This window comes from Bradyrhizobium sp. A11, assembly GCF_042077125.1.
GTDB classification, from domain to species: domain Bacteria; phylum Pseudomonadota; class Alphaproteobacteria; order Rhizobiales; family Xanthobacteraceae; genus Bradyrhizobium; species Bradyrhizobium japonicum_B.
Genome location: NZ_CP149509.1, coordinates 6,216,936 through 6,229,969 on the forward strand (window position 1 = coordinate 6,216,936; position 13,034 = coordinate 6,229,969).

Below are 13,034 nucleotides of genomic sequence, written 5' to 3' on the forward strand. Positions count from 1 at the left end.
GGATACCATGAAGCTGGCAGCCGCACTGTTCGGCCTATCCTTGCTGGCGTTCGCCGGCGGCAACGCCCATGCCGAGGGCAGCGACGAGATCCGGATCGGGCAGACCCTGCCCTATAGCGGTCCGGCATCAGGCTTCGGGGCGATCGGACGGACCCAGGAGGCGTTCTTCGAGAAGATCAATGCCGAGGGCGGCATCAACGGGCGCAAGGTCAAGTTCATCACGCTGGATGATGCCTACTCGCCGCCGAAGACGGTGGAGCAGACCCGCAAGCTGGTGGAGCAGGACGAGGTGCTGATGATGTTCGGCTCGCTCGGCACCGCCACCAACAGCGCCGTGCAGCGCTACCTCAATGGCAAGAAGGTGCCGCAATTGTTCGTGCTCTCCGGCGCGACGAAATGGGCCGAGCCGCAGAAATATCCGTGGACCATGCCCGGCATGGCCGCCTACGAATCCGAGGGCGTGGTCTACGCCAAGCACGTGCTGCGGACCAAGCCCGGCGCGAAGATCGCCATCCTGTCCCAGAACGACGATTTCGGCCGCGATTATGTCGCCGGCTTCAAGCGCGCGCTCGGCGACAAGGCCGCGGGCATGATCGTCGCGGAGCAGACCTACGAGACCAGCGCGCCGACGATCAGCTCGCAGCTTTCGACCCTGAAGGCGTCGGGCGCCGACGTGCTGTTCGGCGTCGTGCTCGGCAAGTTCACCTCGCAGATGATCAAGGGCGTGGCCGAGATCGGCTGGAAGCCCGATCTGTTCTTCGTGCCGACCTCTGCCTCGTCGATCTCGTTCCTGGAGCCCGCCGGGCTCGACAATGCGGTCGGCCTGATCTCGTCGAGCAATCAGAAGGACACGATGGACCCGCAATGGGCCGGCGATCCCGGCGTGAAGGAATACTTCGCCTTCATGAAGCAGTACATGCCGACCGCGGATCTCTCCAACTCCAACTACGCGGCCGGCTACCATTACGCGACGCTGCTGATGACGGTCCTCAAGGCATGCAAGGACGATGTCAGCCGCGACAACATCTTGCGCCAGGCCGCCTCGCTGAAGGAGGTGAAGCTGCCGCTGCTGCTGCCGGGCATCAGTGTGAGCACCGGCCCAGACGACTATCTGCCGTTCCAGCAGCTGCAGCTGCGGCGCTTCAACGGCAAGAGCTGGGTCGGCTTCGGCGACGTGCTCGACGATCGCTGACTCGCGCGGAAGGGAACACGCCATGATCATCAGCGGCGAACGCCGGATCGGCTATGACGAGATCCAGGCGCGCATCAGGCGCGCGGCAAGCGGCCTTCGCGCCCTCGGGCTTGCCGAGGGCGCCCCGGTCGCCATGATGCTGCGCAACGATTTCGCGCTGTTCGAGGTGGTCGCGGCCTCCGCTGCGCTGGGCAGCCCGGTGGTGCCGATCAACTGGCATCTCAAGGCGGAAGAGGTCCGCTATATCCTGTCCGACAGCGGTGCCAAGATCCTGGTCTGCCACGCCGACCTGCTGCCGCAGATCCGCGGCGGCATTCCGGAGGCTGTCCGTCTCTTCGTGGTTCGGACGCCGCCCGAGCTCGCGGCGACCTTCGCAACTCCTCCTGAGCTGACCGAGGTCCTGGCGGGTCTGACGGATTGGGACCGCTGGCGCGACGGCCATCCGGAAACGCAGGAGCCGCCGCGCCGGGCCGCGGCGATGATCTACACCTCGGGGACCACAGGCATGCCGAAGGGCGTGCGGCGCATGCCGATGCAGCCCGAACAGGCCGCCGCCTCCGAACGAGTCGGTGCGATCGCCTACGGCATCAAGCCGCGCGAAGACCAGGTCGTGCTGATCAACGGGCCGATGTATCACTCGGCGCCGCATTCCTACGGCATGATGGCGTTCCGCTGCGGCTGCACGATTGTGCTCCAGGCGCGGTTCGATGCGGAGGAACTGCTGGCCCTGATCGAGCGCCACAGCGTGACGCATATCCACATGGTGCCGACCATGTTCGTGCGCCTGTTGCGTCTGCCCGAAGCAGTCAGGCAGCGGTACGATCTTTCGTCGCTGCGCTTCGTCGTGCACGGCGCGGCGCCCTGCCCGCCCGAGATCAAGCGTGCCATGATCGAATGGTGGGGACCGGTCATCAACGAATATTTCGGCTCGACCGAGACCGGCATCCCGGTCTGGCATTCGGCCGAAGAGGCGCTGAAGAAGCCCGGCACGGTCGGCCGCGTCATCGAAGGCGGCATCGTCAGGATCTTTCGCGACGACGGCAGCCGCTGCGGCGCCGGCGAGGTCGGCGAAATCTACATGCGTCAGACCGCGGTGCCCGACTTCGATTATCACGGCAAGGCGCGGGCCCGCGCCGAGGCAGGGCGCGACGGCCTCGTCAGCGTCGGCGACGTCGGCTATCTCGACGAGGACGGCTATCTGTTCCTGTGCGATCGCAAGCGCGACATGGTGATCTCGGGCGGCGTCAACATCTATCCCGCCGAGATCGAGAACGTGCTGATCGGAATGCCGGGTGTACGCGATTGCGCCGTCTTCGGCATCCCCGACGCGGAATATGGCGAGCGGCTCTGCGCCTGCATCGAGCCCGACACCGGCGCACAGCTCTCCGCCGGTGCTGTGCAAGCCTGGCTGCGCGACCGGCTGGCCAACTTCAAGGTGCCGAAGGAGATTCAGTTCCTGGACGCGCTGCCCCGCGAGGCAACCGGAAAGATCTTCAAGCGCAAGCTGCGCGATCCCTATTGGGCGGACCAGAGGTCCGGTGGGCCTTAGCCACCCGTCGCCGAACCCTCCCTGAAGCATCTCCGGCACATACCGTCCGAGCAGTGCCATATGCCGGCATTGCGCGGGTCACCGGCTTTTGGCGGCCTGCGAAACCGTATAGCCTCGACAGAGGAAACGCCGCCAAGACGGCCACGAGGTCGCGCATGCTGGACAGGACGAAGGATATTGCCGCATCCGCGCAGGGTTGGCTCGACGCGTTCGAGCGAACGCTGAGCAAGCCCGAACCCGCGCTGGACCATCTCTTCCTCGCCGACAGCTTCTGGCGCGACGTGCTGGCGCTGAGCTGGAACCTGCAAACGCTCGCCGGCCGCGACACCATTGCCCATGCGCTGGCCGCACTCGCGCCCAAGTCGGCACCAGCCAATTTCAAGATCGCGCCCCACCGCGCACCGCCGCGCTGGGTCACGCGCGCTGGCCGCAACTGCGTCGAGGCGATCTTCGATTTCGAAACCGCGATCGGGCGCGGCAGCGGTATCGTGCGGCTCGCACCCGACGGCACCGACGACGATCGCCTGAAAGCCTGGACGCTGCTGACCGCGCTCGACGAGCTCAAAGGCTTCGAGGAGCAACTCGGCACCTCGCGGCCGCGCGGCCAGGCCTATTCGCGCGATTTCCGCGGGCCGAACTGGCTCGATTTGCGCAACGCCTCGCGCGATTATGCCGATCGCGATCCGGCCGTGCTGGTGGTCGGCGGCGGCCAGGCCGGACTTGCGATCGCAGCGCGGCTGAAGCAGTTGCAGGTCGACACGCTGATCGTCGATCGCGAAATGCGGATCGGCGACAATTGGCGCAAGCGCTATCATGCGCTGACGCTGCACAACCAGGTGCAGGTCAATCACCTGCCCTACATGCCGTTTCCGCCGAGCTGGCCGACCTATATCCCCAAGGACAAGCTCGCCAACTGGTTCGAGGCTTACGTCGATGCGATGGAGCTGAACTTCTGGACCGGCACCGAATTCGAGGGCGGCGCCTATGACGAGGCGAAGGGACGCTGGACCGTCACGCTGCGCCGCGCCGACGGCAGCAAGCGCACCATGCTTCCGCGCCACGTGATCATGGCGACGGGCGTCAGCGGCATCGCCAACATTCCGGAGATTCCGAGCCTCGCCAATTTCACGGGGGCGCTGCTGCATTCCAGCCGCTACGAAGACGGCGAGAGCTGGGCCGGCAAGCGCGCGATCATCGTCGGCACCGGCAACAGCGGCCATGACATCGCGCAAGATCTCTATTCCAGCGGCGCCGAGGTGACGCTGGTGCAGCGCTCGCCCACGCTCGTGACCAATATCGAGCCGTCGGCGCAGCTCGCTTATGCGACCTACAATGAAGGCACGCTCGAGGACAACGACCTGATCGCGGCCTCGATGCCGACGCCGCTCGCGAAGAAGACCCACGTCATGCTGACCGAGCAATCGAAGCAACTCGACAAGGAGCTGCTCGACGGCCTCTCGCGCGTCGGCTTCAAGCTCGACTTCGGCGAGGCTGGCACCGGCTGGCAATTCAAATACCTCACCCGCGGTGGCGGCTATTATTTCAACGTCGGCTGCTCCAACCTGATCGTCGAGGGCAAGGTCAAGCTCAGGCAGTTCGACGACATCGAGCGCTTCGTCGCCGAAGGCGCACGAATGAAGGACGGCTCCACCATTGCGGCCGATCTCATCGTGCTCGCCACCGGCTACAAGCCACAGGAATATCTCGTTCGGAGGCTGTTCGGCGATGGCGTGGCCGACCGCGTCGGCCCGATCTGGGGCTTTGGCGACGGCTTCGAGCTGCGCAACATGTATGCGCGCACGGCGCAGCCCGGCCTGTGGTTCATCGCCGGGAGCCTCGCGCAGTGCCGCATCAACTCGAAATATCTGGCGCTGCAGATCAAGGCGATCGAGGAAGGGATTTTGGGGCGGACGTAAACCTAGTGGTCATTCCGGGGCGCGCGCAGCGCGAGCCCGGAATCCATCCAACCACGAAATGCGCCGCACAATGGATTCTCAGATGCGCAATTGCGCATCATAGTTCACGCTGCGCGTGCCCCGGAATGACAGGAGGAGAGATTGATGCCAGCCATTCTCGGCAGCGGCGAGCACCGCTATCGCGTGGTCGAAAACTTCGCAAAGCTCCCGGACGGCTGGCAACTCACCGACGTCGCCTCGGTTGCGGTCGACAGCAAGGATCGCATCTACGTTTTCAACCGCGGCGCCCGTCCGATGGTGGTGCTGGACCGCGACGGCAATTTCCTGCGCAGTTGGGGCGAAGGACTATTTTCCCGGGCGCACGGCCTGCATATCGATGCGGACGACAATCTCTATTGCACCGATGACGGCGACCACACCGTGCGCAAATGCACCACCGACGGCAAGGTGCTGCTGACGATCGGCATTCCCGAGAAGCCGACGCCGTTCATGAGCGGCGAGCCGTTCCACCGCTGCACGCATACCGCGCTGTCGCCGAAGGGCGAGATCTACGTCTCCGACGGCTATGGCAATGCGCGCGTGCACAAATTCACGCCCGACGGCAAGCTCATCAAGAGCTGGGGCGAGCCCGGCACCGATCCCGGCCAGTTCAACATCGTGCACAATATCGCCACCGACACCGACGGCTGGGTCTATGTCGCCGACCGCGAGAACCATCGCGTCCAGGTGTTCGATGGCGAGGGCAGGTACGAGACGCAGTGGAATAACCTTCACCGGCCCTGTGCGCTGTGCTGCTGCGGCGGGGCGAAGAACCCGACCTTCGTGATCGGCGAGCTCGGCCCCGGCTTGGCGGTCAACCGCAAGGTGCCCAATCTCGGGCCGCGGCTGTCAATCGTGAACGCCAGGGGCGAGCGCATCGCGCGGCTCGGCGGCGAGGCTGGTCCGGGCGTCGCCAGCGGCAAATTCCTGGCGCCCCATGGCATCGCGCTGGATTCGCGGGGCGACATCTATGTCGGCGAGGTCGGCGTCACCGACTGGAAGACGAGCTTTCCGGACCAGGAGATGCCGGCCGTCGTGCGCGCAACGCGGTGCTTGCAGAAGCTGGAGCGGGTACGGGAGTAGCCGCCGCGGCACGCCGCGCCCCCCGGACAAGAAGCAGTTCCGCGCCCGCCGCGTGCCCTCCGCAGATCGCGGCGTTTTGAGCGCTTTTGCCACCCCGCCGCCGCAATGCTTGCGCCTGAATAAGTCGCTCAACGGGCTTCACAATCCCGTCACGCTGCATGTAGTATGTCAGTACATGCTGCTTCGCAGCGTATATTGGAGGCCGGGAGCGTTACTTGAACGCACATGTCTCGCAAGGCAGTTGGCCGGTGTTGGTGCTGAATGCGGACTTCCGGCCGCTGAGTTACTACCCACTGTCTCTTTGGTCGTGGCAGGACGCGATCAAGGCGGTGTTCCTCGACCGCGTCAACATCGTCGCTCATTACGACCAGGCCGTCCACAGTCCCACGCTGCAGATGCAGCTGCCGAGCGTCGTCTCGCTCAAATCCTTCGTCAAGCCGACCACCCACCCCGCCTTCACCCGGTTCAACGTCTTCCTGCGCGATCGTTTCGCCTGCCAATATTGCGGCTCGCCCGAGGACCTCACCTTCGATCACATCATCCCGCGCAGCAAGGGCGGCCAGACCACCTGGGAGAACGTGGTCGCGGCGTGCTCGCCCTGCAACCTGCGCAAGGGCAACCTGACGCCGGCGCAAGCCAAGATGTTTCCGCGCCAGAACGCGTTCGCGCCGACCGTGCACCAGCTCCACCGCAACGGCCGCCTGTTTCCACCGAACTACCTGCACGACAGCTGGCTGGACTATCTCTACTGGGATACGGAGCTGGATCCGTAAGGGGCGCGAGGTCGCGCCTTATCCCCGCTGCAAGGCCAGCGTCACGCCACCGAGCGTGAGCGCCATTGCCGTCCATTCGCGATAGCCGAGCGGTTCGCCCAGAATGATGGCGGCGGAGACCACGCCGATCACGGGCACGATCAGCATGCCGGTCGAGGCCGTGGTCGGAGGCAGGCGGCGCAGCGTCTCGAACCAGGTGACGTAGCAGACGCCCATCGGCACCAATGTCATGTAGACGAAGCAGCCGAGGCCCAGTGGGGTGATGGCGGTGACGTCGGGATGCTCGAACAGCATGCCGAGGACCAGCATCGTTGCGCAACCGAGGCCGACCTGCCAGGCGACGACAACCAAGGGCGGCATCGGCAGCGGCTTGCGGTTGAGCACGTTGCCGAGCGCGAACAGGATGGCGCAGAGCAGCGCCAGCACGATGCCCAGCAGCTTGTCGGCGCCGAACGCAAAACCGTTGCCGCTCAGCAGCAGCGTGACGCCGGCAACGCCGAGGACCAGCCCGAAGATATCCCGCGGCGTCGGCCGCGTGTGCAGCACCGGCCAGGCGAACAGCATCGCCCAGATCGGCATGGTGTAGGCGAGCAGGGCGCCCTCGCTCACCGTCACATATTTCATCGCGACCGTGCCGAGCCCCATCCAGGCAAAGACGTTGGTGAAGGTCGCGAACACCAGCCGTGGGATGGCCTCGCGCGGAACGGCGAACGATTCCTTCCGGCTCAGCACCAGGGTACCGAGAATGAGCGAGGCGCAGACCCCGGCAAGGCCGCGGGCGAACAGCGGCGGCCATTGCTGGAGCAGCAGCTTCATCAGCGGCCAGTTCAACGCCCAGCCGAACGCTGTTACGCAAAGGCAGAGAGAGCCGATCGTCCTGTCACGCCGCGTCATATCCATGCATAGCGCTTAGCAGGCCGGCGCGGCCCGCTCCACCGCGGCCGGCGCATGCGGGCCATCGCGCAGAACGGAACCGGACCGCCTGGCGGTCGTTCAAATGGAGCTCACGCGTCGATGCGTGCCGCCGCACAACCCATGGAGGCCATCATGGCTGCAGCTGAAAAAGATCATGTCTATAAGATTCTGGATCTGGTCGGATCGTCGGAGACCTCGATCGAGGACGCAATCCAGAACGCGATCAGCCGCGCCTCGAAGACCATTCGCGAGATGAAATGGTTCGAGGTGGTGCAGACTCGTGGCCACATCGAAAACGGCGCCGTCGGCCATTATCAGGTCACGTTGCGCGTCGGCTTCACACTAGAGGAATGACGGCGCTCACCGGCCGAAGCGAATGCTGCCCTTGCCGGCGCAGCTGCGGGTGACGCTGAACAGCTCGCCTTCGAACGTCATTGCCATCGACCAGCCGTTGGTCCGTTTCGGCGGTGCACACGCAGCTTTCCCAAATCTGAGACGTCTCCAAGCCTGCGACCTCTCCCAGGTCTGAGAGAGCGTCTGCATTTGCTGCGCTGCGACACGCGACGAATATGCGGCTCCCCGCAAACAAAAAGCTCGCCGACATTCAAAATGCGACATCGCGCAGCTTGTCGGATGCCGGCATTGCGTCCAAACTGTGATCAAAGTCGCTGGAATGCGGCATACCTCCAGCGGTCATAAACGAAGCGCACCAAGCGCATTCGAACAAACCAGGCCGCCAGGGAGGACGTCCATGATTGCTAAGTCTGAAAAGACCAGATCGACTCGTCGCAAATTCCTGCTGACCGCCGGCGCGACCGGCGCTGCTGCCATCGCCATGCCCCAAGTGAGCCGGGCGCAGACAGCCACCCTGAAGATGCAGGGCTCGTGGGGCAAGGCCGATGTCTTCAACGAGATGGCCGAAGATTATGTGAAGCGCGTCAACGAGATGGCCGGAGGCCGGCTGCGCATCGACTATCTGGTCGGCGGCTCAGTCGTGCATCCGTTCCAGGTGTTCGACGGCGTTCATGGCGGCCAGATCGACGCGGCCCACACGGTGACGGTCTATTGGTACGGCAAGCACAAGGCAGCGTCGCTGTTCGGGACAGGTCCCGTGTTCGGCTTCAACGCCAACGAAGGCCTCGGCTGGATCCACAACGGCGGCGGCAAGGAGCTGTTCGAGGAGCTCCAGACCAAGATCATGAACGTCAACATCAAGAGCTTCTTCGCCATGCCGATGCCGACCCAGCCGCTCGGCTGGTTCAAGAAGCCGATCACCAGCGACGCCGATCTCAAGGGCCTGAAGTATCGCACGGTGGGCCTTGCCGCCGATCTCTTCCAGGCGATGGGTGCATCCGTCGCGCAGCTACCGGGCGGCGAGATCGTGCCCGCGATGGAGCGCGGCGTGATCGACGGATTCGAGTTCAACAATCCGACCTCCGACCGACGCTTCGGCGCACAGGACGTCGCCAAGAACTACATGATGGGCAGCCACCATCAGGCGACGGAATATTTCGAGATCATGTTCAACCGGACCAAATTCAACGGGCTGCCGAAGGAGCAGCAGGCGATCCTGCAATACGCCGCCGAAGCCGTGTCCTCCGCCAACGAGTGGAAGGCCATGGATTATTATTCGAAGGACCTGCAGGAGCTGATCAACAAGGACAAGGTGAACGTCCAGCGGACGCCTAAGTCGGTGTTCGACGCGCAGATCAAGGCCTGGGACGGCCTGATCGCCCAGCTCGGCTCGGATCCGTTCATGAAGAAGGTGATGGACTCGCAGAAGGAATGGGTGCGCCGCGTGGTTTACTACAACATGAACAACGCGACGGACTACCGCGGCGCCTTCGAGCATCACTTCCCGGGCGTGCTCAAGGTCTGACCGCTGTCGCAGCGCATCGCACGAGGCCGTATCGTGAGGGGCGGCGCAATTGAAGCGCCGCCCGCGACTTGGGAGGGGGACATCAGGATGGTCTGCTCGCAGCGAGTTCAGCTCGCATGACGAAATTCCTGTTCTTCATCGATGAGCTCAGCACCTGGGTGGGCAAGGCGTTCGCCTGGCTGATCCTCGTCCTCACTCTGGGTGTCAGCTACGAGGTGTTCGTGCGCTACGTGCTGCGTGCGCCGACCACCTGGGCTTTCGACATCAGCTACATCACCTATGGCGCGATGTTCCTGATGGCCGGCGCGTATACGCTCTCGCGCAACGGCCATGTGCGTGCCGACGTGGTCTACCGCCTCTGGTCGCCGCGCACGCAGGCGACGATGGACCTCGTCCTGTATATCCTGTTCTTCCTGCCGGCGATCGCGGCACTGATGTATTCGGGCTGGAACTACGCCCAGATGTCGGTGCGCTTCCGCGAAGTCAGCATCTTCAGTCCGGCCGGTGTGCCGGTGTTTCCGCTGAAGGCGCTGATCCCGCTCACCGGTTTCCTCCTGTTTCTGCAAGGGTTCGCCGAGATCATCCGCTGCGTGCTGTGCATCCGCACCGGCCGATGGCCGCAGCGCCTGCACGACGTGGAGGAGACCGAGAGCCTCGTCATCCGCGAACATCAGCAGCAGGCGGCCGAGCCGCAGAGCGAGAAGGCACCAGGCGCATGACCGATCCTCAACTCGGCATGTTGATGCTGGGCCTGTTCATCTTCATCATCATGCTCGGCTTCCCGATCGCCTTCACGCTGATGGCGATGGGCGTCTCGTTCGGCTATTATGCCTATTACACTCCCGGCCAGGACTTCTTCCAGAACCGCATCTTCACCCTTCTGGTGCAGAAGACGTTCGAGGTCACATCCAGTGATGTGCTGGTTGCGGTTCCGCTGTTCCTGTTCATGGGCTATCTGATCGAGCGCGCGAACATTCTCGACCGCCTGTTCTACTCGCTGCAATTGTCGATGAAGAACGTGCCGGGCGCGCTGGCGGTGGCCACGCTGATCACCTGCGCGATGTTCGCGACCGCGACCGGCATCGTCGGCGCCGTCGTCACGCTGATGGGCCTGCTGGCCCTGCCGGCGATGCTGCGCGCCGGCTACGACGTCAAGCTGTCGGCAGGCGTCGTCTGCGCCGGCGGCTGCCTCGGCATCCTGATTCCGCCGAGCATTCTGCTGATCGTCTATGCGGCAACCGCCGGCGTTTCGGCGGTCAAGCTTTATGCGGCCGCTTTCTTTCCGGGCTTCCTGTTGGCCGGACTCTACGTCCTCTATGCGATGTCGCGCGCGATCATCAATCCCGCGCTGGCGCCGAAGCTGCCCCCCGAGCAGACCAACGTGCCGCTCAGTACGGTCATCTGGGCGCTCGCCACATCGTTCCTGCCGCTGGCGCTACTGATCGTTTCGGTGCTCGGCGCCATCCTGTTCGGCCTGGCGACGCCATCCGAGGCAGCCGCGGTGGGCGCCCTCATGAGCATCGTTCTGGCCGCCGCCTATCGTTCGCTCAACTTCACGATGATGCGCGAATCGGTCTATCTGACCGTGCGTGCCACCGCGATGGTCTGTTACCTGTTCATCGGATCGTGGACGTTCTCCGCGGTGTTTGCCGTCCTCGGCGGACAGACCGTCGTCGAGCAGTTCTTCGCCGCGCTGAACCTGTCGCCGATCGGCTTCCTGCTGTTGACCCAGGTGATCATCTTCCTGCTCGGCTGGCCGCTGGAATGGACCGAGATCATCATCATCTTCGTGCCGATCTTCCTGCCGCTGCTGCCCCAATACGGCATCGATCCGATCTTCTTCGGGATCCTGGTGGCCCTGAACACGCAGACGGCGTTCAACACGCCGCCGGTCGCGATGGCGGCCTTCTACCTGAAGGGCGTGGCGCCGCCTCAGGTGAAGCTGACCGACATCTTCTCCGGCGCGCTCCCCTTCGTCGGCCTGGTCTTCCTCACCATGGCACTGGTCTACATCTTCCCGGGGATCGCATTGTGGTTGCCCACCTATCTCTATGGAACGCGATGAGCGCGCCCGGCAGACCGCCGCGAGGCCGCGCATGAGTCTCAGCGCGCTCGGCCTCATGGAAGCCGCGGCCGGCATCCGCGACGGTCGGCTCAGTTCGGAAGAGCTCGTCGGCGACTGCCTGGAGCGCATCGACGCGGTCGATCGCGATATCCAGGCGTGGGCGTTTCTTGATCGCGACCACGCGATGCGGCAGGCCGAGGCTGCTGACGATCATCGCAAGCACGGCAAGGCCATAGGCCCGCTGCATGGCGTGCCCGTGGGCATCAAGGACATATTCGACACCGGCGACATGCCGACGGAGTTCGGATCGGAGCTGTGGGCCGGACGCACGCCGCGGCGCGATGCGGCGGCCGTGGCGCGTCTGCGGGCGGCCGGCGCCGTGATCCTCGGCAAGACGGTGACCACCGAGTACGCGTACTACAATCCGGGCAAGACCCGAAATCCGCACAACCCGGATCACACGCCCGGCGGATCGTCCTCGGGCTCCGCCGCGGCCGTCGCGGCGCTGATGGTGCCGGGTGCTGTCGGCTCGCAGACCAACGGCTCGGTGATCCGTCCTGCCGCCTTCTGCGGCGTGGTCGGTTTCAAGCCCTCGCATGGCCTCATTCCGCGCAGCGGTGCGCTCGAATTGTCGCGCACGCTCGACCATGTCGGCGTGTTCGGGCGCAGCGTGGAGGACGTGGCCCTGCTGTCCGAGGTCATGGTCGACTTCGACCCGGAGGATCTGGACACGCGGCCTGTTGCGCGCCCGCCATTCTCTGCGGTAGCGGCGAGCGAACCGCCGTTGCCGCCGCGGTTTGCCTTCGTGCGCTCTCCAGTCTGGGATCAGGCCGAGCCGGTGACACGTGAGGCCTTTGCCGAGCTTGTCGAGGCTTTAGGCGAGGCGTGTAGCGAGGTCGAGCTCGGGCCGAGCTTCGACAGAGCCGTCGATATGCACCGCATCATCATGGAAGTCGATATGGCGCACAATCTGCGGCGCGACTATCAGCGAGGCGGCGACAGGCTGAGCCCGCGCCTGCGCCAGGCGATCGAGCGCGGCCGCGCGCATCTTGCGATGGATTATTGCGACGCCCTGGCCGGGATTGCGCCGCTCAACCAGGCTCTGGACCAAATCTTCGACGAGTACGACGCCGTCCTGACGCCCGCGGCGCCGGGTGCGGCGCCCGGCATCGAAACGACCGGCAACCCGGCTTTCTGCACGCTATGGACCTATCTCGGCGTGCCCGCCATCAGCCTGCCCCTGATGCGTTCCGAAGCCGGCCTTCCGCTGGGCGTGCAGCTCGTCGGCCGCCGCGGCAACGATGCCCGGCTCTTGCGCACGGCGCGCTGGCTCGTCAAGACGATCGGGCGCACGCGTGGCAGCGCTCGGCACAACGTCCCGAGCGCCGGGACGAACTCGGCTCCCCGCGCGGAGAAAAGGAACGTGCGATGACCAATCTGATCACCGGCCTCATCGGCCTCGCGCTCATGATCACCTTTCTTGGGATCCTGCTGGTTTGGATCAAGGCCGTTCCGCTCATCATCATTGTGGTCGGCGTGGTGATTCTGGCGGTGCTCGATTTCGTCCAGTCACTGCGGACGACGAACGGCACGCCTCGCTGATCTCCGTCGCAAGTTCGTCCT

At 64.6% G+C, this 13,034-nt stretch carries 12 protein-coding genes; 11 read left to right on the forward strand and 1 reads right to left on the reverse strand.

Going from position 1 to position 13,034, the window contains the following annotated elements; translation table 11 throughout:
- Positions 1 to 7: 7 nt before the first annotated feature.
- The 5 genes from WI560_RS29255 (at position 8) to WI560_RS29275 (ending at position 6,552) form a co-directional block, all read left to right on the forward strand.
- Entirely contained in the window at positions 8 to 1,192 is a 1,185-nt protein-coding gene (locus WI560_RS29255; RefSeq protein WP_375305947.1) for an ABC transporter substrate-binding protein, read from the forward strand.
- A 22-nt stretch (positions 1,193 to 1,214) separates the two neighbouring features.
- On the forward strand, positions 1,215 to 2,741 hold the full coding sequence (locus WI560_RS29260; protein ID WP_375305948.1) for an acyl-CoA synthetase: 1,527 nt from the start codon (positions 1,215 to 1,217) through the stop codon (positions 2,739 to 2,741).
- Between the two features lie 155 nt (positions 2,742 to 2,896).
- Complete coding sequence (locus WI560_RS29265) at positions 2,897 to 4,657, forward strand: flavin-containing monooxygenase (protein WP_375305949.1); 1,761 nt, start codon at positions 2,897 to 2,899, stop codon at positions 4,655 to 4,657.
- A 144-nt stretch (positions 4,658 to 4,801) separates the two neighbouring features.
- Positions 4,802 to 5,779 carry a peptidyl-alpha-hydroxyglycine alpha-amidating lyase family protein gene (locus WI560_RS29270; RefSeq protein ID WP_375305950.1) on the forward strand — a complete coding sequence of 326 codons (978 nt, stop codon included), beginning with the start codon at positions 4,802 to 4,804 and terminating at the stop codon, positions 5,777 to 5,779.
- Positions 5,780 to 5,994: 215 nt separating this feature from the next.
- On the forward strand, positions 5,995 to 6,552 hold the full coding sequence (locus WI560_RS29275) for an HNH endonuclease (protein WP_028134115.1): 558 nt from the start codon (positions 5,995 to 5,997) through the stop codon (positions 6,550 to 6,552).
- A gap of 18 nt (positions 6,553 to 6,570) precedes the next feature.
- Here WI560_RS29275 and WI560_RS29280 read toward each other — a convergent pair whose 3' ends face one another.
- Positions 6,571 to 7,452, reverse strand: a complete 882-nt coding sequence (locus WI560_RS29280) for a DMT family transporter (RefSeq protein WP_375305951.1) — start codon at positions 7,450 to 7,452, stop codon at positions 6,571 to 6,573.
- 147 nt (positions 7,453 to 7,599) lie between these two features.
- On the opposite strand from WI560_RS29280, the gene WI560_RS29285 reads away from it, so the two are divergent.
- From WI560_RS29285 to WI560_RS29310, 6 genes are all read left to right on the forward strand, one after another.
- Positions 7,600 to 7,821: a dodecin gene (locus WI560_RS29285; protein ID WP_028134113.1), complete on the forward strand. Its 222-nt coding sequence runs from the start codon at positions 7,600 to 7,602 to the stop codon at positions 7,819 to 7,821.
- A gap of 397 nt (positions 7,822 to 8,218) precedes the next feature.
- On the forward strand, positions 8,219 to 9,346 hold the full coding sequence (locus WI560_RS29290) for a TRAP transporter substrate-binding protein (RefSeq protein ID WP_375305952.1): 1,128 nt from the start codon (positions 8,219 to 8,221) through the stop codon (positions 9,344 to 9,346).
- A gap of 116 nt (positions 9,347 to 9,462) precedes the next feature.
- Positions 9,463 to 10,065, forward strand: coding sequence for a TRAP transporter small permease subunit (locus WI560_RS29295; RefSeq protein WP_257179528.1), 603 nt, complete (start codon positions 9,463 to 9,465; stop codon positions 10,063 to 10,065).
- Entirely contained in the window at positions 10,062 to 11,411 is a 1,350-nt protein-coding gene (locus tag WI560_RS29300) for a TRAP transporter large permease subunit (protein ID WP_375305953.1), read from the forward strand. The genes WI560_RS29295 and WI560_RS29300 overlap by 4 nt, the downstream gene beginning before the upstream one ends.
- Positions 11,412 to 11,442: 31 nt before the next feature.
- Positions 11,443 to 12,843 (forward strand): amidase, encoded by a 1,401-nt coding sequence (locus tag WI560_RS29305; RefSeq protein WP_375305954.1) that lies wholly within the window; start codon positions 11,443 to 11,445, stop codon positions 12,841 to 12,843.
- Entirely contained in the window at positions 12,840 to 13,013 is a 174-nt protein-coding gene (locus tag WI560_RS29310; protein ID WP_155253262.1) for a hypothetical protein, read from the forward strand. The genes WI560_RS29305 and WI560_RS29310 overlap by 4 nt, the downstream gene beginning before the upstream one ends.
- The last annotated feature ends 21 nt before the right edge of the window (positions 13,014 to 13,034 follow it).

Coding starts and splice junctions, on each gene's coding strand:
- WI560_RS29290 (WP_375305952.1), top strand. CDS start 8,219: ATGATTGCTAAGTCTGAAAAGACCAGATCGACTCGTCGCAAATTCCTG.
- WI560_RS29310 (WP_155253262.1), top strand. CDS start 12,840: ATGACCAATCTGATCACCGGCCTCATCGGCCTCGCGCTCATGATCACC.
- WI560_RS29270 (WP_375305950.1), top strand. CDS start 4,802: ATGCCAGCCATTCTCGGCAGCGGCGAGCACCGCTATCGCGTGGTCGAA.
- WI560_RS29255 (WP_375305947.1), top strand. CDS start 8: ATGAAGCTGGCAGCCGCACTGTTCGGCCTATCCTTGCTGGCGTTCGCC.
- WI560_RS29280 (WP_375305951.1), bottom strand. CDS start 7,452: ATGGATATGACGCGGCGTGACAGGACGATCGGCTCTCTCTGCCTTTGC.
- WI560_RS29285 (WP_028134113.1), top strand. CDS start 7,600: ATGGCTGCAGCTGAAAAAGATCATGTCTATAAGATTCTGGATCTGGTC.
- WI560_RS29265 (WP_375305949.1), top strand. CDS start 2,897: ATGCTGGACAGGACGAAGGATATTGCCGCATCCGCGCAGGGTTGGCTC.
- WI560_RS29260 (WP_375305948.1), top strand. CDS start 1,215: ATGATCATCAGCGGCGAACGCCGGATCGGCTATGACGAGATCCAGGCG.
- WI560_RS29300 (WP_375305953.1), top strand. CDS start 10,062: ATGACCGATCCTCAACTCGGCATGTTGATGCTGGGCCTGTTCATCTTC.
- WI560_RS29295 (WP_257179528.1), top strand. CDS start 9,463: ATGACGAAATTCCTGTTCTTCATCGATGAGCTCAGCACCTGGGTGGGC.
- WI560_RS29305 (WP_375305954.1), top strand. CDS start 11,443: ATGAGTCTCAGCGCGCTCGGCCTCATGGAAGCCGCGGCCGGCATCCGC.